We start from the raw sequence: 22037 nt of genomic DNA, 5'->3' as shown, positions 1-22037 counted from the left end.
GGGTTTCCCCGGCGCGCTATGTCGCCTCGACCTTTGCGTTCAGGCGCTGTGACTGAACAAATCCATTTCCTTGTCGAAGTCGAAGGCCAGTTGAATCGGCATACGCCAGATGCGAAAGCGTCGCCATGCCCCTGGTACGAAGGTCGTACCGTTCGCAGTTGAAGGCAAGGCTTGCTGATGCACGGCCAAGCAGCGCGCGTGCGCGCAGCGTTGGTAGCAATAGGACACCGAGATCATCAAATGGTCCGCCACATCTCTCATCCGGTTGTCGAACCGGCGAAGCAAATGGAGGTACGCACCTGCCAATGACTGGTGGGCGGCAGGTTCGTCGTCGCGTGCGGCCTGCGCCTGATCTTCCGCCTCCATCAGTGCAACGACAGGATCGTAGTGCTGCTCGGCGGCCAACAGGTACATCAGCGGGTGTGCTTCGCCTTCTGCGCCATCGAATGCGTGGTCCAGGCGCACTGCATGACGCACCTGCAGCTCTGTGTAGCGCACAAGATGCTGGTAGAGGTGAGCGATGAGCAATGACTGCTGCTCGGACTCAAGCAAGTCGATCACAACGCCCTTGCGGGCGAGTGTGTCGACCATCAACCAGGCCTCTGTTTGCACATCCCCGAGTGACGATTCGCCGCGGGTGTGGCGGCTGATGCGTTGCAGGTCGCGCCGGCGAAGTGTCAGGAACTGGGTGAACGCGTCAGTGCAGTGGGCAGCCATCGGTGTGCCCCGAAGCTCAATTCGCCGCAGATCCGTGTACGGCAGCCCTCGTCGCAGCGGCTGTGCGCCCCAGTGCATGGTGCCGATGCGAGACTTTCGATGCAGGCACGATCTTCTCCTGTTGAAAGCTCCGCCAGCAGTTCAGATCGACTTCCGCTCGCGGTTCCGTCCGAGTGGTTTCGCGCCACCGGTGGCCCGTTTTCGGGGCATGACCATCGCCGCACCAAACCAATTCCCGCGGGTCATAGGGCTTCGAGTATTTGTCCCCCTCCAGAAGGACATGGACCCGCTCGCCACAGGCGCTCGTCACACATCCCGACTTTCCCATGTACTCCACGTGCGCCCCCCGCTTGGCCGGACAATTGTGGCGGGTACGGATGTATTCGAAACTCATGACCCCTGTTCCTCCTGGTTGGATCGAATGACGAGCGGTCTGCGCTGTTGGCTGCCTAGCACTCCACGATATTCACGGCCAGTCCGCCGCGCGCGGTTTCCTTGTATTTGGTCATCATGTCGGCACCGGTCTCTCGCATGGTCTTGATGACCTTGTCCAGACTCACATGATGTACGCCATCGCCGTGCAAGGCCATGCGGGCGGCGTTGATAGCCTTGACCGAGGCGATCGCATTGCGTTCGATGCAGGGGATCTGTACCAGCCCGCCGACCGGGTCGCAGGTCAGCCCCAGGTGATGCTCCATGCCGATCTCGGCTGCGTTCTCCACCTGTTCGGGCGTGCCGCCCAACACCGCGCACAAGGCTGCGGCAGCCATCGAGCAGGCCACGCCCACCTCGCCCTGGCAGCCGACTTCTGCACCGGAGAGGGATGCGTTCTCTTTGTACAGCATGCCTATCGCGGCGGCGGTCAGCAGAAAGTCGATGACGCCATCGGGCGTGGCGGTGGCCACAAACCGGGTGTAGTAGTGCAGAACGGCTGGCACGATGCCCGCAGCGCCGTTGGTCGGCGCGGTGACCACCCGGCCGCCGGCAGCGTTTTCTTCGTTCACCGCCAAGGCGTAGAGGTTTACCCAATCCAGCACCTGCAGTGGATCCCCTGCACTGCCAAAGCGGGCGTCGTCGCGGCCACGATCTGCTCGGGAGGTGGCACAGAGCTTGTCGTGCAGATCGGCGGCGCGGCGCTTGACCTTGAAGCCCCCGGGCAGCACGCCCTGGGTGCGGCAACCCCGCTGTACACAGGCCTGCATCACGGCCCAGATCTTGAGCAGGCCCACGTTGATCTCGGCGTTGCTGCGCCAATGCTGTTCGTTGCGGCGCATGAGCTCGGCGATCGAGACGCCGGCCGTTCGGCATTGCTGCATCAGTTCGTTGCCACTGTGAAAGGGGTAGGGCAGCACAGCCAGGTCCGGGACCAGCATCTTTTGCTTGTTGCCATCAGCCACCACTTCGTCGCTGACCACGAAGCCTCCCCCCACCGAGTAGTAGCAGCGGTTGAGCAGTTCCGCGCCCACCGCGTCATACGCCACACAGCGCATGCCGTTGGGGTGGAAGGGCAGGGTCTCGCGGCGGTAGAACGCTAGATGGTCTTTTTCCCTGAACGCGACGCAGTGCTGGCCCGCTACGCGCAACTGGCCCGTGCTGCGGATGACCTCCAGCAGGGCGGGGATGGCTTCCACATCCACGCTTTCTGGATCATGGCCTTCGAGTCCCAGCAGCACGGCCTTGTCGGTGCCATGACCCTTGCCCGTTGAGCCCAAGGATCCGTACAGCTTGACTTCGATGCGGGTGCAATGCGCCAGCATCCCCTGGTGCAGCAGCCGCTCGGTGAATAGGCGCGCCGCCCGCATCGGACCCACGGTGTGGGAACTGCTCGGACCGATGCCAATCTTGAAGATGTCGAAAACGCTGACGGCCATGGTGTGGGGATCTCGTTCAGCGCTGTGCGCTTTGGTAGTGGGGATGCACGAAGTAGGGCGCGTCGGACCGTGGCAAGGCGGCCTTGCCACGGATGGCATCGGCCAGCTTTTCGGCCAGCATGATGGTTGGCGCATTGAGATTGCCGCTGACCACGTCGGGCATGATCGATGCATCCACCACGCGCAGCCCGGTGACGCCGTGTACGCGCGCATTGCCATCGGTGACCGCCATCTCGTCGGTGCCCATGCGGCAGGTGCATGAGGGGTGCAGGGCGCTCTCGCCGTGCGCCCGGATGTGGGCGTCGATCTCCGCATCGGTTTGCACGGCGTCGGTGGGGGAGATCGCCTGGCCCCGGAACCGGTCAAAAGCGTTCTGCGCAAAGATCTCGCGCGTCAGCCGAACGCCGGCGCGCATTTCCTTGCGGTCCTGTTCTGTCGCCATGTAGTTGAACAAAATGCGCGGCGGTTCTTTGGGGTCAGCGTTGCGCAGCCGGACATGGCCTCGGCTGGTCGGGCGCATCGGGCCCACATGGGCCTGGAAGCCATGGAAGCTGGACGGCGCGCTGCCGTCGTAGCTGATCGCCATTGGCAAGAAGTGGTACTGCAAATCGGGGTGCCGGACACCGGCTTCGCTGCGGATGAAGCCGCCCGATTCGAAGTGGTTGGTGGCCCCCAGGCCTGTGCCATTGAACAGCCATTGGGTGCCGATCTTGACCTTGGCCCACAGATTCATCACGCTGAACAGCGTGATGGGTTCCTTGCAGGCGTATTGCACATAGGTCTCCAGATGGTCTTGCAGGTTGGCGCCCACCCCGCGTAGCGGTGCCAGCACCCGAATGCCCAGGCGGCGCAGGTCATCGGGATTGCCCACGCCCGAGAGCTGCAGCAGTTGCGGCGAGTTGATGGCGCCGCCGCACAGGATCACTTCGCGGCTGGCGCGGATGAGGTCGGTGCGGTGGCCGTTGACCACTTCCACGCCGATGGCGCGCGGCGGGCTGCTTTCGGGCGTGAAGGCCACGCGAGCCACCAGCGCGCGGGTACGCACGTGCAGATTGGGGCGCTTCATCGCCGGGCGCAGGTAGGCCATGGCGGCGCTCCAGCGACGGCCCTTGTGGACCGTCATGTCCATGGGCCCGAGGCCCTCCTGGCGGTAGCCGTTCATGTCGTCGGTGTAGCTGTAGCCGGCTTGCTGTCCGGCTTCCATGAAGGCGGTATAGAGCGGGTTGCGGCAGGCCCCGGTCGACACGTTCAGCGGGCCGCTGTCGCCCCGGTACGCGTCACCGCCCTTGGCCCGCTTTTCGGCTTTGCGAAAGTACGGCAGGCAGTCGGCATACGACCAGTTTTCCAGCCCTTGGTAACTGGCCCAGCCGTCGTAGTCCAGCGCGTGGCCGCGGATGTAGACCATGCCGTTGATGGACGAGGAGCCGCCCAGCACCCGGCCGCGCGGGCAGTACATGGCGCGCTGGTCCATGAAGGGCTCGGGCTCGGAATGATAGAACCAGTTGTACTTGTCATTGGCCAGAGGGTAGGCAAAGGCCGAAGGCATGTGAATGAAGATGCTGCGATCGGCGGGGCCGGCTTCCAGCACCAGCACGCGCACCTCGGGGTCTTCGGTCAGGCGATTGGCCAGCACGCAGCCGGCGGAGCCGGCGCCCACGATGATGTAGTCAAAAGATTCGGCGGTCATGGCGTGTCAGCGGTAGCTGGAGGCCACCTGGCCCAGCTCGACATAGACGGTCTTGAGCTGGGTGTAGTGCTCCAGTGCGACCATGCTGTTTTCATGGCCGATGCCGGATTCGCCCGCGCCGCCGAAGGGAATCTCGATGGGCGTGATGTTGTAGTTGTTGATCCAGCAGATGCCGGCCTTGAGGCTGGCCGCCACACGATGGCCGCGCGCACCATCGCGGGTGAACACGCCGGCGGCCAGACCGAAGCGAGTGGCGTTGGCGCGCTGGATCACCTCGGCTTCGTCATCGAACACCAAGAGCGACATCACCGGGCCAAAAATCTCTTCCTGCACGATGCGCATGCCGTCGTCGCAGTCGGCAAAAATGGCGGGAGCGACGAAGTTTCCCTTCTCGCAGCCTGCCACTGTCACCGGCGTGCCTCCGCAGACCAGCGTGGCGCCGTCGGCGATGCCGCTGGCCACGTAGCCCAGCACCTTGTCGCGGTGGTCGGACGAGATCAGCGCGCCCACTTCGGTTTCGGGATCGGTCGGGTCGCCCACGCGCAGGCGTTGGGTGCGTTCCTTGAGCCGCGCAAGGAAGCGGTCCGCGATGCCGCGCTGTACAAACACGCGCGTGCCATTGGTGCAGATTTCGCCCTGGGTGTAGAAGTTGGCCATCATCGCCGCGGTAACGGCCTGCTCGAAGTCGGCGTCATCGAACACGATCAACGGCGACTTTCCGCCCAGCTCCATCGTCACCCGCTTGAGGGTGGCGGCCGCACCGGCCATGACGCGCTTGCCGGTGGGGATGGAGCCCGTCACCGACACCTTGGCCACGCCAGGGTGGGCGGCGAGCAGGGCGCCTGTAGCGCTTCTACCTTGCAGCACGTTGAATACACCGGGCGGTACCCCCGCTTCGAGGTAGATCTCGGCCAGCTTCACCGCTGTCATCGGGGTCAGTTCCGAGGGTTTGAAGATCATCGCGTTCCCCGCGGCAAGCGCCGGCGCTGACTTCCAGCAGGCGATCTGGAGCGGGTAGTTCCACGCGCCGATGCCCACGCACACGCCCAGCGGTTCGCGCCGGGTATAGGCAAACGCGTTCTTCAGCGGGTACTGAGCACCAGCCAACGTGGCGGCCGCACCGGCAAAGTACTCGATGCAATCCGCCCCGCTGGCCACATCGACCAGGTGCGCTTCCTGCCACGGCTTGCCGGTGTCCTGGACTTCGATGGCGGCCAGTGCGTCGTTGCGCTCGCGCAGCAGCTGCGCGGCACGCTGCAAGATGCGACCGCGCTCGGCAGCCGTCATGGCCGACCAGCGCGCGAAGCCGCGTTGTGCGGCCTCGACGGCCGCATCTACATCGGCCTCGGCGGCGTCATGAACGACCCCGATGACGGCGCCGATGGCGGGGTTGAGGGTGTCGAAGCGCTCGCCGCTGCCTTGCACGAGCTTGCCGTCGACAAAGCTGGGGATCAGGGGAAGGGTCATGACTTGGTTTGTCCGGGTCGGGGGCGTCTCAGCGCAGCACCACGGTTTTCATGCCGTTGATGAACACCCGTCGCTCGAGCACGAAGCGCAATGCGCGCGACAGCACCAGGCTTTCCACCAGGCGCCCTGCCTGAGACAGGTTCTGCGGCGTATCGGCATGGTCCACGCGTTCCAGCGACTGCTCGATGATCGGGCCTTCGTCCAGGTCCGTGGTGGCGAAATGGGCGGTGGCGCCGATCAGCTTGACGCCGCGGTCATGCGCCTGCTGGTATGGCTTTCCACCTTTGAAACCGGGCAGGAACGAATGGTGGATGTTGATCACGCGGCCATGCAGCGCTTGGCACAGCGATTCGGACAGGACCTGCATGTAGCGGGCCAGCACCACGAATTCGACGCCGGTGTCAGAGATCAGTTGCTGCAGAATTGCTTCCTGTGCGGGCTTGGTTTCGGCGCTGATGGGCAGGTGGTGAAAGGGGATGCCTTCGGCTTCAGCCAGCGCGGCGAGGTCGGTGTGGTTGGACACGATGGCGACGATGTCCATCTTCAGTTCGCCGCGCCGCCATTGTGCGATCAGCTCGCGCAGGCAGTGGTCGAACTTCGAGACCATGATCAGCACGCGGGTCGGTTGCGCCAGATCGTGCACCTGCCATTGCGCGGCGGGAAAGCTGCGCGCCAGCTCGGCAAACGCCGCACGCAGAACCTCGACCGGGCTGTGCAGGCTGAATACGCCACGCACGAAAAAGCGCTCGGTGGTGTGGTCGTCGAATACCGAGAATTGTTCGATGTAGGCGCCGTGCATGTCGAGCAAGGCGGACACGGCGGCAACCTGTCCGCGTGCGCTGCCGCAGGCCAGATTCAGGCAGAAATGGGTGTGTGGATCCGGTGTCATCGATACGAAGCGTGTTTGATCGCTGTTGTGCTCGGGCGGGACGCGAGCGGTATACGGGGACGTGGCCCCGATGCCCTGAAAGTCAGGCTGATTTCGCCAACAGACCGTGCGGGTCGATGACGAATTTCTTCGGTGCCCCGGCGTCGAACTCGGCATAGCCCACGGGCGCGTTGTCCAGCGAGATCAACTGCACGCCCACCACATCGGCGATCTTTATGCGATCCCAGAGGATGGCCTGCATCAAGGCACGGTTGTATTTCATGACAGGCGTCTGGCCGGTGAAGAAACTGTGCGACTTGGCCCATCCCAGGCCCAGGCGGATGCTGAGCGCGCCGTGCTTCGCGGCCTTGTCGGCGGCACCGGGGTCGTCGGTGACGTAGAGACCGGGAATGCCGATCTTGCCGGCGGCACGCGTGACCTCCATCAATGAATTGAGCACCGTGGCCGGAGCCTCTACCTGCGAGCCCGCATGGCCATGGCCGCGCGCCTCGAAGCCCACCGCATCCACGGCGCAGTCGACTTCTGGCGTACCCAGAATCTGCGCAACCTGATCAGCCAACGTGGCGTCCCTGGATAGATCGGCGGTTTCGAAGCCCACCTTGCGTGCATGCTCGAGGCGCACTGGATTGACGTCGCCGACGATGACCGCCGCGGCACCCAGCAGCCGTGCCGATGCGGCGGCCGCGAGACCCACTGGCCCGGCGCCTGCCACATACACCGTGCTGCCCGGGCCCACCCCGGCCGTCACCGCGCCGTGATAGCCGGTGGGCAGGATGTCGGACAGGCAAGTCAGGTCGCGGATCTTCTCCATGGCCTGCGCCCGATCGGGGAACTTCAACAAGTTGAAGTCGGCGTACGGCACCATGACATATTCGGCTTGTCCGCCGATCCAGCCACCCATGTCCACATAGCCATAGGCGCCGCCAGCACGCGACGGGTTGACGCTCAGGCAGACACCGGTGTGCTGCTCCTTGCACGTGCGGCAACGCCCGCATGCCACGTTGAACGGCACTGAAACCATGTCGCCCGGTTTCAGCGTCTCGACGTCGCGGCCCACTTCGAGCACTTCGCCGGTGATCTCATGACCCAGCACCAGTCCGGCCGGTGCCGTGGTGCGGCCACGCACCATGTGCTGATCGGATCCGCAAATGTTGGTGCTGAGCACCTTCAGGATCACTCCGTGCTCGGCGCTTTTTCCCAACGGGTCAAGCAGCTTGGGAAAGGGTATGGACTGGACCTCGACCTGGCCCTGGCCCAGGTAAACGACACCGCGATTCGTTGACATCTTGAGTTTCCTTTGGGGTTGCGCGAAATGGCTCAGTTCTTGAGTGCCGCTGCGACGGCGGGCAGACCTTCCTCGCCCGAGAAGGTCTTGACCCCCTTGAGCCATCTGTCGAGCAACGAAGGATTCTTCTTCAGGTAGGTCCTGGCCGCGTCGGTGGGCTTGGCCTTGTCGAGAATGCCCAGCATCACCGAGTTCTCGATCTCGGTGGTGAACTGCAGGTTTTTCAGCAACGTCGCCACATTGGGGCAGCGTGCTTCGTAGTTCGGAGGCATGGCCGTGAATACCTTGGCCTCACCCAGGTTCGGGCCGAACACGGCATCACCGCCTTCCAGGTAGTTCATCTTCATCTGCACGTTCATGGGGTGCGGCTCCCAGCCCAGAAAGACGATGGCCTTGCCGCTGCGGGCGGCGCGCTGAACTTCGGCCAGCATGCCTGCTTCACTGGACTCCACCAGCTTGAAGCCTTTCAAGCCGTACTCGTTCTTGTCGATCATGCTTTGCATCAGCGCGTTGCCGTCGTTGCCGGGTTCGATGCCGTAAAGCTTGCCGTCCAGCTCTTTCTGAAATCTGGCGATATCGGTGAAGGTTTTCAGTCCCTTCTCATACAGATAGGCGGGAACCGCCAGGGTGTACTTGGCGCCCACCAGATTGGGCTGCTCGAGCACTTTGATCTGTCCGGCCTTGACGAAGGGTTCGATGATGGGCGTCATGCTGGGGTTCCAGTAGCCCAGAAAGGCGTCGATCTGTTTGGATTTGATGCCGGCGAACGCAATGGGTATCGAGGCAATGGTCACAGTGGGCTTGTAGCCCAGGCCTTCGAGCATCACCGAGGCCAAGCCAGTGGTGGCCGCGATGTCGCTCCAGCCCACGTCGGCGAAGCGCACGGTCCTGCAACTGGCTTCCTCCGCGTATGCGAGAGGCACGCACAGCAACGCGACCGAGACGGTGAGACCGAAGAAGCCGAGAAAGGCGAAGTTCGATGGCATGACCTGTTCCTTGTGAATGTGGGTTGCATCAAGCGGGTGAGCGATACCCCGCACTTTCACAGGTTGACGCCGTTGAACTTGGCCGGGAGCGACGTGAAGTTGTCCGTGCACGGCAAGGCTCTTGCTGATTTGACGCAGTGGCGGACCCTGCGCCCGATGCAAGGCGCGCATCACCATGGAAGACAGTCGATTTCCTGTTGTTCCGCGTCGCAATTGAACGGTCGAATGAAAGTTCGCCGAACTCAAAATGAGGAAATCAACAGGGGTCCCACATGAAATCGAAGCAGCAGTTGCTGATCGGATCTTTCGCTCTGCTGGCCGCAATGGGAGCGGCGGCGCAAGTCCAGACTGCCGATGCGCTCGCTGCCCCGATGCCCAAGTCTGAGGCCTCACCCCTGAGCGCCAATGTCACGCTGACTTCTCAATATGTCTCTCGGGGGTTTCGGCAGACGTGGGGCCAGCCCGCCGTGCAAGGTGGGCTCGACTATGCCCATCCGAGTGGATTTTCCGTAGGAACCTGGCTGTCCACCGTCAACAAAAAATACATCGAAGGCGGGACGCTGGAGTGGGATTTGTACGGCGGCTATACCGGCGCTGTGGGAGACATGGGCTACAGCGCCATTCTTTACTACTACCGGTATCCCGGCGCGCTCATCTCCGCGAGCCATACGAAATACGACTACGGTGAATTGTCAGTCGGCTTGACCTACAAATTCCTCTACGCCAAGTACAACTACACCTTGACCAAGGATTTTTTTGGCATCACGGCTGCGCGTGGCACCGGCTATCTGGACCTCGGCGCCAACTACGATCTCGGTTCCGGCTACACCCTGAATCTGCACTACGGAAGGGGGCGGGTTGCCAGCACTGGCGCGAACGACAACTCGAGCTGGAACTGGCAAGACTACAAGGTCGGTGTCAGCAAGGCGCTCGCAGACGGATGGACGCTGGCCGGGGCTTACACCAGAGCCAAGGGGGCGACCAACATCTACGATTGCTATACAACCGGTGTTCTGAACTCAGCGGGTGTGACGGATGTTTCGAATCCGGCCAAGCGCACTTTCATGGTGTCCCTTAGCAAAGTGTTTTGAGGTGAGGCCGTCGGCTCGACCACGGGCGCTGAACAGAACGCCTCAAGGTATTTCAGGTGAGGCCTGGTGTGGCTTGGCGACGAGAGGGTTGAAGTTCGGCAGGGCAGCCGGCTCAAGTTGCGCGGGTGACGGGCTCGCGCGCCATGTCGGCGTGCGTGGCTCGGCCGTGCCCCCATGGCGGCGCCGTTCTTCGCTGGGCGAATGCCCGAAGAGGCCGCGGTAGGCTTTGCAGAAATGCGACGACGACTGGAAGCCGCAGGCGACCGTGACTTGCATGATCATCAGGCTGCTGTGCGTGAGCAGTTCCTGGGCACGGCGCAGCCGCAGGTTCATGTAGTACTGCGCGGGGTTCATGTTGAAGTAGCGGTGAAACAGACGCTCCAACTGGCGCAGCGATAGCGCGACGGCGCTTGCCAGCTCGACCAACGGCAGCGGTTCCTCGATGCTCGCGGCCATGATCGCGGCGGCTTCGGTCAGGTGCTGATAGCCCGGCCCGATGCACGCGGGCTGCGGAATGCGTTGGCGGTCGTCGCTGGCGCGCAGCCGCTCGACGAGGAACTGTTCCGAGATATCCATCACCAGCTTGGCACCGTGGCGCGCGCGCACCAGGTGCAGCATGAGGTGCAATGGCGCAGTGCCGCCGGAGCAAGTGATGCGGTTGCGGTCGAGAATGAAGACCTCGGACGAAAACCGTACCTTGGGAAACTCTTCGCTGATGGCGGCCAGATTTTCCCAATGGATTGCACAGCGGTAGCCATCGAGCAGGCCCGCACTGGCCAAGGCGAATGCGCCGGTGCATAGCGCGCCAATCGGGACACCGGAGGCGGCGCACTGGCGCAGCAGTCGGCGCACGGCGTCGCCGGTGTTGTGGCGGATGTTGACGCCACCACAGACGAACACCATGTCGCACTCGGCCAGGCTCGCCAGGTCGCCGATGGATGTGATGACCAGGCCGTTGCTTGCCGTCACCGCCGTCTGCTCGGGGCTGACTACGCTCCAGCGGTACAGCGGGCGTCGGCTGATGTAATTGGCCATGCGCAGCGTTTCCACCGCGTTGGCGAAGGCGATCATCGAATAGTCGGGCAACAGGATGAACCCGACATGGGTGATGTCTGCCAAGGCAGAAGCATCGTTGGCGTCAAGCGCCGCAGCGGGGGGCAATACAAGGGGAGTGCGTGGCGGCATGGGACCCTCCTGATTCCTGCCGTTCGCTCAGCTTTCGCGGCTCTGGCGGGCCACGCCGAAGCTTTCGGTCAGTCGATCCAGGATGATGGCCAGCAGAACGACGGCCAGGCCGCTTTCAAATCCGAGGCCGATGTCCAGGCGCTGGATGCTGGCGAGCACGTCGTTGCCCAGGCCCCCGGCGCCGACCATGGAGGCGATGATGACCATGGACAGCGCCATCATGATGGTCTGGTTGACGCCGGCCATGATGGTCGGCAGGGCGATGGGCAGCTGAACTTTGAACAGCAGTTGGGTCGCGGTGCATCCAAAGGCGTTGCCCGCTTCCACCTGTTCGGCGCTCACCTGGCGGATGCCCAGGCTGGTCAAGCGCACCACCGGCGGCATGGCGAAGATCACGGTCGCAATGGTTCCGGGCACGCGGCCCAGGCCGAACAGCATGGCGGCAGGGATCAGGTAGACAAAGGCGGGCATGGTCTGCATGAAGTCGAGCACCGGCCGCACGCTGGCGTTCACCCGGTCGCTTCGGGCGCACCAGATGCCCAGCGGAATGCCGAAAAACAGGCTGATGAGCGTGGCCGACAGCGTGAGTGCCAAGGTCACCATGGTTTGCGGCCAGAAGCCGGTCACCACGATCAGCGTCAGGGCCAGTACCACAAACACACCGAAACCCCAGCCCAGGCGGCGCCAACCCATCACCGCGACGACCGGGATCGTCAGCCAGAACGGAACGGCCAGCATGCCCTGCTCGATTAGCTGGGCGAATCCTTCCACCATGCCGCCGATCGAATCGAAGACGCTGGCGCCGTGGTCCAGCAGGAGCTTGACGCCCGCGTTGACCCAGCGCCCCAGGGGCAGCAGGCTGTGCAAGGTTTCGGTGGCGCGGCTCAAGAGCTCAGACATGGCGGGCCTCCTGGGACATCTTGACGAGCAGGCTGCGGGCGGAAATGCAGCCCAGCAAGCGATCGGTCGCATCGAACACGCCGATCGGCTGGTCCACGCCCAACACGATCTTCATGGCTTCGGGCAGCGGAGTGGACCACGGCAGGCGCGGACCCCCGTGGTAGGAGTGCCCGTTCAGCCCAGGGTCCAGCAAATCCGCCGCCGTGAGATAGCGCGATGTGTCCACGCCCTCGAAAAACTTGCGCACATACGCGTTAGCCGGCCGGGTGATGATCTGGTGCGCGGTGCCTTCCTGCACCAGATTGCCTCCCTCCATGATGGCGATGCGGGTGCCGATGCGCAGCGCTTCCTCGAGGTCGTGCGAGACGAACAACACGGTTCGCTGTTGCTCGCGCTGCAGGTCAAGCATCAGGCTCTGCATCTCGACCCGCTTGAGCGGATCGAGCGCCGAGAAGGCTTCATCCATCAACAGAATGTCGGGGTCGACCGCCAAAGCCCGTGCCAGGCCCACGCGCTGCTGCATGCCGCCGGACAGTTGCGAAGGGTATTTGGCCGCATAGGCTTGCAGGCCCACCTGGGCGAGCACCTCCATGGCGCGGGCTTCGCGCATCTTGCGCGGCGTGCCCGCCATCTCGAGGCCGAGGGCCGCATTGGCCAGGACATTGCGATGCGGCATCAGTGCAAACGACTGGAACACCATGGCCACCCGCTTGCGTCGCCATTTGACCAGTTCGGGCTGGGACAGAGCAGCAATGTCAATGCCGTCGATGTTGATCGACCCGGCGGAGGGTTCGACCAGCCGGTTGATCAGGCGGATCAGGGTCGATTTGCCCGAGCCCGACAAACCCATCAGCACGTAGATCTCACCGGGCATCACGTCGAAGCTGACCTTGTTGACGCCCACGACATGCCCCGTCCGAGCAAAGACCTCGTCCTTGCTTAGCCCTTCGCCGAGCAGTTCGAGGGAGGATGAAATATTCCCGCCAAATACCTTGTAAAGATTCTTGACGCTGATTTTTGGGCTTGGCATCGCGGGGTCTCCGAATTGTTGCGGCAAATCAGGTGTGCTGCATTTTTTAATCAAATGATATGCCACGAATGTGGTGGCGAACTTTCAAGAGTGACAGGGGGATCTTTTTATTGAAATGGTTTTTACCCCTATGAATTGCAAACAATATGGAGTGAATACGTCATCTGTCCAATGCGATGTCACTCAAAGGTTTGCTACAGCAGGGCAGGATCCAGCCTTGGTCGATCTCGCGTTGCCGAATGCCCCCGGTGTGTTTTATTTCGGCATGCCCTGATATTTTTTTACTTTTGCATGTGCCGCAAGCGCCGCTGGTGCATGAAAAAGGCAGACGCAATCCGGCGACGACGGCTGCTTGCAAAATCGTTTGATCCGATCTGCAATCAAATTCTTTTCCCGTCCTTTTCAGTTGAATCTTGTAGACGGATGAGTTTTCACCGGCCGAGCCTGTGAGTTGTGGTGCTGCGGGGGATCCATGCGGTGCCGATCCAAAAGAAAAGCTCTCTTCCCGATAGCGGGACATTTCGAAGCCCGTGCCACTCAGGAGCGTGCGAATGGCGGCCATGAACGGTGCCGGCCCGCAGGTGTAGACGTCGCGCTGCAAGAGGTCCGGGGCGATATGCGCCAGCCGCGGGGCATCCAGGCGTCCCAAATGGCCTGCATAGGCGCTGCCCGGCGTGTGCTGCTCGCATACCGTAGCCAGCCGCAGATGCGGCATATTGCGTGCCATCAGGCCGAGCTCTTCGGGAAACAGCACATCGGCAGGGCTGCGCGCGCAGTGCACAAACACGATGTCGGCGTTGCTGCCCAGATCGTGCAGCGCCCGCGTCATCGACATCAAGGGCGTGATGCCGCTACCCCCCGACAGGAACAGGTAGCGTTGCGCCGGCGCCTTGAAGCAGCTGAACTCGCCCGAAGGCCCCATGGCACCCACCGCCATGCCCACGCGCAGATTGTCGTGGAGCCAGTTGGACACAGGCCCTCCCGGCACCCGCTTGACGGTGATGCTCACCAAATCGGGGCGGGTGGGGGCGGATGACAGGGTGTAGCAGCGGTTGATCTTGCGGCCCGCGATGTCCAGTTCCAGCGTGATGAACTGGCCCGGCAGGTAGCGAAATTGGCGTGCTCCGTCGGCGGCCAGGACGAAGGTCTTGACGTCGTGGGTTTCTTGTCGGATGTGGACGCAGCGCAAGCTCTCGTCCTGGTCGGCGGACCAAGGCCTCGGGGCAGGGGCCGTGAAATCGGGGGCGTTCATCGGGTCAGCGCGCTCAGGCGGCCCACATACCAGTTGCAGAATTTTTCGACCAGGCCTTCGGTGAAGGGGGAGTAGGGGCCGGGTTGGTAGGCGCCGGTAGCGATACCGATTTGCGACTCTTCCACCAGGCGCCGGTCCTGCGCGTTGGTGGCATTCCACACGGCAGTCAGGTTCTCCACGGTGTAGTCCACCCCTTCGATGGCGTCCTTATGCACGCACCAGGTCGTGCGCACCAGGGTCTTGGTCGCCGAAATCGGCAGCACGGTGAAACTGACGATGTGGTCGCTCATGAAGTGGTGCCACGAATTGGGCTGGGTCCAGAACGACAACCCCCCCAAGGCCGGGTCGACGAAGTCTGCCAGCAGCTTCTTGGAAGCGACTTCGGCGTTCAGGGTTTGAGACTGCCCCGAGCGATCGATGGGCAAGCGCTGGGTGCGAAAGCCGGTGATGCGCTCGTCCAGGGTGTCGATCTCGGCCGACGGCAGGCCCATGCCTTCCCAACGCGCATGGTTGACGGCCATGATGTCCTGGAAGCGCTGCAGCCCGGCCGCGTTGTGCTCGTCTGGCTGGTAGCCAAAGCCGTATTCGTACAGGGAAACGGTCAACTCAGGGTGATTGCTCATGCAGTGGTAGCACTCCCGGTTGTTCTCCATCGTGAGCTTCCAGTTGCAGTCCTCCACCAGATCGACCTGGGCCGCCACCTTGCACTGGCGCAGCTGGTGCGGTGCGAGGTAGGGTGTCATGTCCGCCGCCATCTGCTCGAAGTCTTCCGGCGGCTGCTCGGCCAGGCAGATGAAGATCAACCCCGCCAGGCTGCGCACATGCACAGGCTTGAGGCCCAGGCCGCTGGGATCGAAATCGTCGCCCATGTGTTTGGCGTGAATCAGCTTGCCCGTCAGGTCATAGGTCCATTGGTGGTAAGGGCAGACGATGTTGCCCACCACGCCCTGCGGGTCGGCGCACAGGCGCGAACCGCGGTGGCGGCAGACGTTGTGGAAGGCCTGGACTTGCATGTCGTCGTCACGCACGATCAGGATGGAGTTGGTGCCGAAGTCCACTGTGATGTAGTCCCCGGCTTCGGCGATTTGCGGTTCGACGGCGGCGAAGATCCAGTGTTGGCCGAAGATGTGCTCCATGTCGGTCTGGAGCAGCGTTTCGCTGAGGTAGAACGGGGCCTCCAGGCTGTAGCCGGGACGGCGGCGCGCCAGCAGTTCGCGAGTCAGCAGGGCTTGCGCTGAAATGGTTTTGCTCATGGGGGGCGTCTTTGCAGACTTCTCAGAAGGACACGAGTGAATGGCGGCGCAGGTAGTTCAGGACTGCCTGCGCCTTGGTGTGGGCATCGCCGGTCTGAATGACGATGCCGCCGGTCGAGGGAGACTCGATGGCGCCCAGCATTCGGGCATGGCCGCTCTGCACGGTCTTGGCCTCCAGCAGCTGGCGACGCTTGCTGGCGGGTACGCGCTGGCCGGGGGGAGGGCTCGGCGCCAGCGGGGCCGGTGTGGGCGCAAGGTGCCTGATACGGCCCGCCATGGCGTCGGCCAGCGAGTGGCGCAGCTCAAACGGCGCGGCCGCGCTGATTGCGAGCACGGCGGGGGAATGCACTCGCAAACGCCGACGCGCGCCCTGAGGGAGGGCTTGTGTGACGATCCATGTCGTTCCACCGGGTTCAACTCCCAGCACGTCGGTCACTACCGGACGGTTCAACGCGGCAGCCAGGGCATGGGGTAATACGCCGCTGCCCTGGTCGTCTGGTGAGCGGGTGCCCGTCAGTACCCAGTCCGTATCGCGCAAGACAGGTAGCAAATGCGGCAGCAACGGCAAATCGTCCGCGCATTGCAATATCTCCAATTCAACCGCACCCAGGGCTAGGTAGTCGCGGGCGACCGCCTCGGGCATCGGGCCTGCGGCAAGCAGGCGCACGTGTGTGGGCAAGCCCAAGGCCAGCGCGACCGCCGTGGCATCGGCCCGGCAGCGGGTCGGGCGCTGGCTGATCGGATGGGTGCGCGCGGCAACCAGCACGGTGACGGCGTTCATGCGCCTTGCCCTTTCTTTTCCTTGCGCACCAGCCCGAGCAGAGCCTGCATCAGAGCCGCGCTGTCTTCCACCACGGTCAGATCGGCGCGGCGCGTGATGGGCGCCGATGCGTCCAGGTTCACTGCGATCACGTGCCGGCAGTCCTTGATGCCTTGCAGATGCTGTACGGCGCCCGAGATGCCCAGCGCCAGATAGCCCGAGGCGGACACGGTCTTGCCTGTCGCGCCGATTTGCTGCGTGCGGGCAAAGCGTCCGTCGTCCACCGCGACACGCGAGGCCCCGACCGCGGCCCCGACCTCCCGCGCCAGGGTGTGGAACAGCGGCAGATCGCTCACGCCGTTGCCGGCCGCCAGGATGAAATCGGCTTCTTCCAGTGCCAATGTCTGCGGGTCTCCAGCCTGCACGCCCAAGTCTTCGATCCCGTGCTCGGGCAGGCACGGCAACGGTGGTGCGGATTCGCGCAGACCCTGTCCCGCAAAGGGCAGCCTGGTGCTCGCGACGCCCTTGGCCAGCAGCATGACCGGCGCATGCGGGCACAGCCAGTCGTGGCGGGTGTCGGCGGGCACGCGCAAGACATCGGTCCCCAGTTCCACCACGCCACAGGCCAGTCGCAGCCCGGTTTGAACGGCAAAACGACGGCCCAGCTGGCCGTCGGCTCCGTCGTCGGCGAACAGCCATTGCGCAGGGGGCATGGCGTCATGCAGGTCTTGCAGCCATTGCACGCAGGCCGTCGGTTGGTAGCGGTTGGCATCGAAACCGTCCAATGCCAGCAGGCGGTCCACGCCGAGCGCGGCGACGTCGTCATGGCAGGCGCCGAGCACCGCCACGATGACTTCCGTATCGATGGCGGCCAGAATCGCCGCGGCTGCAATCGCCTGGCGCGCCGCGTCGGTCAGCGCGCCGTGCTCGGCATGGGTCACGACCATCGTGGCGCGGGTGAAAGGGCCGGCGCTGCGCACCGGCTTGGCGACAGGCGTATGCAGGCGGCTGGCCGTCATGCGCTCGGTCCCGCGCTCACCTTCGCTGCTGCCCAACACGATGCGTCGCAGGCCCGCCGGCGTGACGGTCGCGGGGCGGCGCGGGTCGATGCGGGGCACGGGTGCGTGTGAGGTCATGCGACCTCCAGTGCGTAGGCCAGCAGTTCGGCGATGTCTCGCACTTCGGGGCGCGGCCCGACCACGCCCTCGAGCATGGCCGTGCAGTTCGGGCAGGCCACCGCCACCACGCCGGCGCCGACACTCTTGGCGTCCGCAATGCGGATGTCCGGAATGCGAATGGCACCAGGAACGTCTGTAAACGGCGCACCACCACCGCCGCCGCAGCAGCGGCCCCGCTCCCGGCTGCGTTCCATTTCGACCACCTGGATACCGATGCCCTTGAGCACTGCGCGGGGCGCGTTCACTTCCCGCCCGTAACGACCGAGGTAGCAGGGGTCGTGGTAGGTCACGGCCTCGCTGCTGGCTGCACGTGTGGGTTGCAGCTTGCCCCCGGCCAGCAAATCGGCCAGCAGTTGGGTGTGGTGCCACACATCGAATGTTCCGCCGATGGCCGGATACTCGTTCTTCAAGGCGTGAAAGATGTGCGGGTCGGGAGTCACGATGTGGTGGAACGCGCGCGTCTTCAGGGTGGCGATGAGCTGCGTTGCCAGACGCTGGAAACCCGCTTCATCGCCCAGGCGCCGCGCCAGGTCGCCACAGTCGGTCTCGGCTGCGCCCAAGAGGGCGATCTTCAAACCGGCTTTTTGCAGCGTCTTGATGAAAGCACGCAGCGTGCGCTGGTAGCGCATGTCGAAACCGCCTTCACCCACCAGCACCAGCCAGTCCGCCTGCGCGCCCGCATCGAGCACCGGCACGTTCAGGTCGGCGGCCCAATGGTGGCGCGCGGCGAGTGGAAAGCCGCCCACGGTGTCGGTGTCGCGCAGTTGCTCCAGCGCTTCCATGCCCTTGTTCGGCACCACGCCTCCCACCAGCGCGAGGTGGCGGCGCATGTCGACGATCGCGTCCACGTGCTCGATCAGCATCGGGCATTCCTGCACACAGGCGCGGCAAGTGGTGCACGACCAGAGCGTGTCGCTGTCGATCAGGCCCGGCACGATGGGCAGACCAGGGGCGCCCCGGTGTTCGCCGGTCGTGCGGCCCGGATAAGGGCTGCCGGCATAGTGGGTGTCGCTCTTGGCGCTCATGCCTACGACCAGGTCCTGGATCAGCTTTTTCGGGTTCAGAGGCTGGCCTGCGGCGAAGGCCGGACACGCCGCTTCGCATTTGCCGCACTGCACGCAGGCGTCGAACGACAGCAACCTGTTCCAGGCGAAATCGGCCGGTTTGCCCACGCCCATGTCGCCGGCGCTCAGGCGCAGAGGTTTCAAGGCCGTGGCGAAGCGTTTGTCGCCAAAGCGTTCGGGCCGGGGATGCAAACCGAGATGCAGCAGGCCCGCCACCGCGTGTTTCATGGGACCACCCATGCCGATGCCCAGCGCGAGTTCGGCGGCGCCCACGGCAAACGCCAGGCTGATCAGCCCGGCCAGCCAAGGGGCCAGCGCGGTGCCCGTGAGTGCCACCCCGCCCGCCAGCGCCACCGCCAGCGCGAACAGCAACAGGGAATAGGGCAGGCGCCGCCAGGTGCCCTGGGACAGGCGTGCCGGTGCGCTGCGCCGCCGCCAGGCCATGGCACTGGCGCCGGCCAGCATCAGCAGGCCGGCGAGTAACAGCAGGGTGTCCAGGCTGGCCCAATACAAACCCAGCCCGTAGTTGAACGCCACCAGCGCCAGGGCCAGCAAGGCACCGCCGGCGACGCCGACGTGGGCCCGCGCCACAAAAGGTTCACGGGCCACCACCTCGTGCAGGTCCACAAAATAGCGCTTCGGAATTTGCAACAGTCCATGCAGGTCCACAGCGCTGGAACGCCCCGTTCGCCACAGCAGCGCACGCCGTGCCATGCCCCAGGCCAGGCCCAGGACCGCCAGCCAGAACACGATGCTCACAAGCTGCGGCAGCATTTCAAAAATCCTTGCACAGCCGCAGCGAGTCGTAGATCGCGGCATGAATGTTGTGCATCGAGACGCAGTCGCCGACGCGATAGAGCAGAAAATCACCGTCGCCGGTGGTCTCGCTCAAACCGGGTTGCGGCAGTGCGTCGTACAGCGCATTGATGTCGGTCTGACCCTTGTTGAGCGACAAGGGCTTGAGCTCCCAGTAAAGGCTGTCGTTGGGAAGAATGCCGTTCTCCACCACCACCTGGTCCACCGCGCGCTCTTCCAGTGCTTCGGTGTATTCGTTCTTCAGCACAGCAATCAGCTTGTCGCCTTCGCGGTAGACCTTGTCCAGCCAGAAATTCGGCGTTTGAATCACACCGTTGGCGTAAAGTTGGCGATAGAAGATCGGAAAGGTGGTGCCGCCCACGTCGTCGGCAACCTTCACGTCGGGCGTCACGATTTCCACCTGCTTGCCGCGCGCGGCAATGAAGTCGGCCACGCCGGTGCCCGCGTGCGTGCTGATGCTGTCGTACACCAGCACGTTCTCGCCGGGCGCAACCGCGCCCGAGAGCACGTCCCAGCTGCTCACGCACAGGCCTTGTGCCGCGCCCCACGCGGGCGTCTGGCCGATGTGCGGTACGCCGCCGGTGGCCAGCACCACGATGTCGGGCGCTTCGGCCAGGACCATCGCCATGTCGGCCGCCACGCCCATGCGCCGCTGCACACCCAGGCGCTGGGTTTCCATGTCGAACCAGCGGACGATGCCAGCCATCTGCTCGCGCTTTGGTGGCTTGGCGGCCAGATTCACCTGGCCGCCGACCGTGGCGTTCTTCTCGAACAGCACGACGTCGTGGCCGCGCTCGCGCGCCACCCGCGCGGCCTCGAGGCCCGCGGGGCCCGCGCCCACCACCACCACTTTGCGGCGCACGCCAGTGGTCTTCTCGATCACGTGCGGCATGGTTTCCTCACGGCTGGTGGCGGCGTTCTGGATGCACAACACGTCCAGGCCGTTGTACTGCCGGTCGATGCAGTAGTTGGCACCCACGCATTGCTTGATCTGGTCTTCCTTGCCGTCGCGGATCTTGATGACCATGTGCGGATCGGCGATCTGCGCCCGCGTCATGCCCACCAGGTCCACCATGCCGATGGCCAGAATGCGTTCGGCCTGGGAAGCGTCGCGAATGCTTTGCGCGTGCATGACCGGCACCTTGGACACCGATTTGATACCCGCGGCCAGGTGCACGAAGGGCTCGGGCGGCAGCGCCATCGGCGGCATGCAGTTGACCAGGGTGTTGTGCGTGTCGGCGCCCGAGCCGACCACGCTCAGGAAATCGATCAGGCCGCTTTCCGACATCGCCTGGGCGATCTCTTTCGCCATCTCGTGGCTGATGCCGTCTTCATGGAACTCGTCGCCGCACATGCGCAGGCCGACGCAGAAATCGGTGCCGACCTGTTCGCGCACGGCGTGCAGCACCTGCATGCCGAAACGCAGGCGGTTCTCCAGGCTGCCGCCGTACTCGTCGGTGCGGTGGTTGACGCGCGGGCTCCAGAACTGGTCGATCAACTGCTGGTGCGCAGCAGAAATCTCGATGCCGTCGAGCCCGGCATCCTTGACCCGTTTGGCGGCCCGACCGTAGTCGGCCGCGATGCGGTGGATTTCCTCGAGTTCGATGGTCTTGGCGTTGCCCCGGTGCACCGGCTCGCGGATGCCCGAAGGGCTGACCAGGTGCGGCCAGTCAAAGCCGTGCCAGGCATTGCGCCGCCCCATGTGGGTGGCCTGGATCATCAGCTTGGCGCCATGTCCGTGCATGGTCTCGGCCAGTTTGGCCAGCGGCTCGATCACCGAGTTCTTCGCCAGGTTGATCGAACTCCACCACGACCACGGACTGTCGCGCGACACCGGGCTGGAGCCGCCGCAAATGGCGAGGCCCACGCCTCCCTTGGCCTTCTCTTCGTAATAGCGGATGTAACGCCCGGTCGGATCCCCGCCTTCGGCATAGACCTCGGCATGCGCGGTGCTGACGATGCGGTTGCGCAGCAGCACCTGGTTCAGGCGAATTGGCTCAAACAAATGCGGGTAGCGCATGGTGTGGCCTAGAGCGGTCGAACGGTGAAGATGCAGTGGCCGGCATGGTGCGGCTCGTCCTTGGAGGCGCATTCGGCGGCGCACTGGTCTTCGGCGCTGGTGGTGCGCACGGCCGAGCCGGCGGTTTCCAGCACCCAGTCCATCGCGCCCGAGAACCAGCCCGCGAACAGGTAGCAGACTTTGCTGCGGTCGATCGGCACGCCGGCAATGCCTTGCGCCAGCACGAAGACCGAACTGTCCAGCCTGATCCGGGCGTGACCGGTGGCGGCATCGGCTTCAATGAACGAAAAAAGTCCCCAGCCGCGTTGCGACAGGCGCTTGAGGTAGTGCTCGTACACCGCCATGCCCTCCAGGCCATGGGTGGCGGCTTCCTGTTGGCACCAGAAGTAGGCCGAGCGATGCCCGGCCTTGTACAGCGCCGGGGCATATGCCGCCCGCCCGACAACCGCTTCGGTCTCGACGTGGTTGTTGACGAAAAAATGCCGCGGCACGTAAATCATCGGCAGACCATCGGTGGTCCAGACGCCGGTGCCGGCGTTCACTTCAATGGGGAGTTGAGGGGTGGTCATCGTGGAGGTTTTTTTGT

The 22037-nt window shown here is 64.0% G+C and carries 18 protein-coding genes; 1 reads left to right on the top strand and 17 read right to left on the bottom strand.

The annotated features are described in order from the left end of the window. Positions 1-39: 39 nt before the first annotated feature. The 7 genes from EJI00_RS24055 to EJI00_RS24025 all read right to left on the bottom strand — a co-directional run bounded on the left by EJI00_RS24055 (position 40) and on the right by EJI00_RS24025 (position 8902). On the bottom strand, positions 40-795 hold the full coding sequence (locus EJI00_RS24055) for a hypothetical protein (protein ID WP_260590837.1): 756 nt from the start codon (positions 793-795) through the stop codon (positions 40-42). Between the two features lie 371 nt (positions 796-1166). Further along, entirely contained in the window at positions 1167-2588 is a 1422-nt protein-coding gene (locus EJI00_RS24050) for an L-serine ammonia-lyase (protein WP_126749987.1), read from the bottom strand. Between the two features lie 16 nt (positions 2589-2604). Then, positions 2605-4275: a choline dehydrogenase gene (gene betA, locus EJI00_RS24045; RefSeq protein ID WP_126749986.1), complete on the bottom strand. Its 1671-nt coding sequence runs from the start codon at positions 4273-4275 to the stop codon at positions 2605-2607. Positions 4276-4281: 6 nt separating this feature from the next. Continuing rightward, a complete protein-coding gene (gene betB, locus EJI00_RS24040) occupies positions 4282-5742 on the bottom strand; it encodes a betaine-aldehyde dehydrogenase (RefSeq protein WP_126749985.1) in 1461 nt (486 codons plus the stop codon). A gap of 28 nt (positions 5743-5770) precedes the next feature. Further along, on the bottom strand, positions 5771-6631 hold the full coding sequence (gene purU / locus EJI00_RS24035; protein ID WP_126749984.1) for a formyltetrahydrofolate deformylase: 861 nt from the start codon (positions 6629-6631) through the stop codon (positions 5771-5773). A gap of 82 nt (positions 6632-6713) precedes the next feature. Then, complete coding sequence (gene fdhA, locus EJI00_RS24030; RefSeq protein ID WP_126749983.1) at positions 6714-7916, bottom strand: formaldehyde dehydrogenase, glutathione-independent; 1203 nt, start codon at positions 7914-7916, stop codon at positions 6714-6716. A gap of 32 nt (positions 7917-7948) precedes the next feature. Then, entirely contained in the window at positions 7949-8902 is a 954-nt protein-coding gene (locus tag EJI00_RS24025; RefSeq protein WP_126749992.1) for a choline ABC transporter substrate-binding protein, read from the bottom strand. Between the two features lie 272 nt (positions 8903-9174). On the opposite strand from EJI00_RS24025, the gene EJI00_RS24020 reads away from it, so the two are divergent. Then, positions 9175-9993, top strand: a complete 819-nt coding sequence (locus EJI00_RS24020) for a TorF family putative porin (protein WP_260590836.1) — start codon at positions 9175-9177, stop codon at positions 9991-9993. 42 nt (positions 9994-10035) lie between these two features. On the opposite strand, the gene EJI00_RS24015 is transcribed toward EJI00_RS24020, so the two are convergent. From EJI00_RS24015 to EJI00_RS23970, 10 genes are all read right to left on the bottom strand, one after another. Then, positions 10036-11064, bottom strand: a complete 1029-nt coding sequence (locus EJI00_RS24015) for a GlxA family transcriptional regulator (protein WP_409514043.1) — start codon at positions 11062-11064, stop codon at positions 10036-10038. 141 nt (positions 11065-11205) lie between these two features. Then, complete coding sequence (locus EJI00_RS24010; RefSeq protein ID WP_185868201.1) at positions 11206-12078, bottom strand: ABC transporter permease; 873 nt, start codon at positions 12076-12078, stop codon at positions 11206-11208. Next, positions 12071-13108, bottom strand: a complete 1038-nt coding sequence (locus tag EJI00_RS24005; RefSeq protein ID WP_126749981.1) for a glycine betaine/L-proline ABC transporter ATP-binding protein — start codon at positions 13106-13108, stop codon at positions 12071-12073. Before EJI00_RS24005 ends, EJI00_RS24010 begins: the two co-directional genes overlap by 8 nt. Positions 13109-13268: 160 nt before the next feature. Next, a complete protein-coding gene (locus EJI00_RS24000) occupies positions 13269-14360 on the bottom strand; it encodes a hybrid-cluster NAD(P)-dependent oxidoreductase (protein WP_126749980.1) in 1092 nt (363 codons plus the stop codon). Continuing rightward, the gene (locus EJI00_RS23995) at positions 14357-15613 is read right to left on the bottom strand and encodes an aromatic ring-hydroxylating oxygenase subunit alpha (RefSeq protein ID WP_126749979.1); all 1257 of its coding nucleotides are present in this window, start codon (positions 15611-15613) and stop codon (positions 14357-14359) included. Before EJI00_RS23995 ends, EJI00_RS24000 begins: the two co-directional genes overlap by 4 nt. A 22-nt stretch (positions 15614-15635) precedes the next feature. Further along, on the bottom strand, positions 15636-16394 hold the full coding sequence (locus EJI00_RS23990; protein WP_126749978.1) for a hypothetical protein: 759 nt from the start codon (positions 16392-16394) through the stop codon (positions 15636-15638). Then, positions 16391-17509 (bottom strand): electron transfer flavoprotein subunit alpha/FixB family protein, encoded by a 1119-nt coding sequence (locus EJI00_RS23985; protein ID WP_126749977.1) that lies wholly within the window; start codon positions 17507-17509, stop codon positions 16391-16393. The genes EJI00_RS23990 and EJI00_RS23985 overlap by 4 nt, the downstream gene beginning before the upstream one ends. Next, complete coding sequence (locus EJI00_RS23980; protein WP_126749976.1) at positions 17506-19389, bottom strand: (Fe-S)-binding protein; 1884 nt, start codon at positions 19387-19389, stop codon at positions 17506-17508. Before EJI00_RS23980 ends, EJI00_RS23985 begins: the two co-directional genes overlap by 4 nt. Before the next feature lies 1 nt (position 19390). After that, positions 19391-21451: an NADH:flavin oxidoreductase gene (locus tag EJI00_RS23975; RefSeq protein WP_126749975.1), complete on the bottom strand. Its 2061-nt coding sequence runs from the start codon at positions 21449-21451 to the stop codon at positions 19391-19393. Positions 21452-21459: 8 nt separating this feature from the next. After that, positions 21460-22020 (bottom strand): DUF5943 domain-containing protein, encoded by a 561-nt coding sequence (locus tag EJI00_RS23970; RefSeq protein WP_126749974.1) that lies wholly within the window; start codon positions 22018-22020, stop codon positions 21460-21462. Positions 22021-22037: the final 17 nt, after the last annotated feature.

It is taken from the genome of Variovorax sp. DXTD-1, assembly GCF_003984625.1.
Classification (GTDB): Bacteria; Pseudomonadota; Gammaproteobacteria; order Burkholderiales; family Burkholderiaceae_C; genus Variovorax.
This window is presented reverse-complemented; position numbering and strand designations above follow the sequence as displayed.

Bases quoted from the DNA above. Each gene is read 5' to 3' on its own strand.
- EJI00_RS24055 (WP_260590837.1), bottom strand. From the start codon at position 795: ATGCACTGGGGCGCACAGCCGCTGCGACGAGGGCTGCCGTACACGGAT.
- EJI00_RS24050 (WP_126749987.1), bottom strand. From the start codon at position 2,588: ATGGCCGTCAGCGTTTTCGACATCTTCAAGATTGGCATCGGTCCGAGC.
- betA (WP_126749986.1), bottom strand. From the start codon at position 4,275: ATGACCGCCGAATCTTTTGACTACATCATCGTGGGCGCCGGCTCCGCC.
- betB (WP_126749985.1), bottom strand. From the start codon at position 5,742: ATGACCCTTCCCCTGATCCCCAGCTTTGTCGACGGCAAGCTCGTGCAA.
- purU (WP_126749984.1), bottom strand. From the start codon at position 6,631: ATGACACCGGATCCACACACCCATTTCTGCCTGAATCTGGCCTGCGGC.
- fdhA (WP_126749983.1), bottom strand. From the start codon at position 7,916: ATGTCAACGAATCGCGGTGTCGTTTACCTGGGCCAGGGCCAGGTCGAG.
- EJI00_RS24025 (WP_126749992.1), bottom strand. From the start codon at position 8,902: ATGCCATCGAACTTCGCCTTTCTCGGCTTCTTCGGTCTCACCGTCTCG.
- EJI00_RS24020 (WP_260590836.1), top strand. From the start codon at position 9,175: ATGAAATCGAAGCAGCAGTTGCTGATCGGATCTTTCGCTCTGCTGGCC.
- EJI00_RS24015 (WP_409514043.1), bottom strand. From the start codon at position 11,064: ATGATCGCCTTCGCCAACGCGGTGGAAACGCTGCGCATGGCCAATTAC.
- EJI00_RS24010 (WP_185868201.1), bottom strand. From the start codon at position 12,078: ATGTCTGAGCTCTTGAGCCGCGCCACCGAAACCTTGCACAGCCTGCTG.
- EJI00_RS24005 (WP_126749981.1), bottom strand. From the start codon at position 13,108: ATGCCAAGCCCAAAAATCAGCGTCAAGAATCTTTACAAGGTATTTGGC.
- EJI00_RS24000 (WP_126749980.1), bottom strand. From the start codon at position 14,360: ATGAACGCCCCCGATTTCACGGCCCCTGCCCCGAGGCCTTGGTCCGCC.
- EJI00_RS23995 (WP_126749979.1), bottom strand. From the start codon at position 15,613: ATGAGCAAAACCATTTCAGCGCAAGCCCTGCTGACTCGCGAACTGCTG.
- EJI00_RS23990 (WP_126749978.1), bottom strand. From the start codon at position 16,394: ATGAACGCCGTCACCGTGCTGGTTGCCGCGCGCACCCATCCGATCAGC.
- EJI00_RS23985 (WP_126749977.1), bottom strand. From the start codon at position 17,509: ATGACCTCACACGCACCCGTGCCCCGCATCGACCCGCGCCGCCCCGCG.
- EJI00_RS23980 (WP_126749976.1), bottom strand. From the start codon at position 19,389: ATGCTGCCGCAGCTTGTGAGCATCGTGTTCTGGCTGGCGGTCCTGGGC.
- EJI00_RS23975 (WP_126749975.1), bottom strand. From the start codon at position 21,451: ATGCGCTACCCGCATTTGTTTGAGCCAATTCGCCTGAACCAGGTGCTG.
- EJI00_RS23970 (WP_126749974.1), bottom strand. From the start codon at position 22,020: ATGACCACCCCTCAACTCCCCATTGAAGTGAACGCCGGCACCGGCGTC.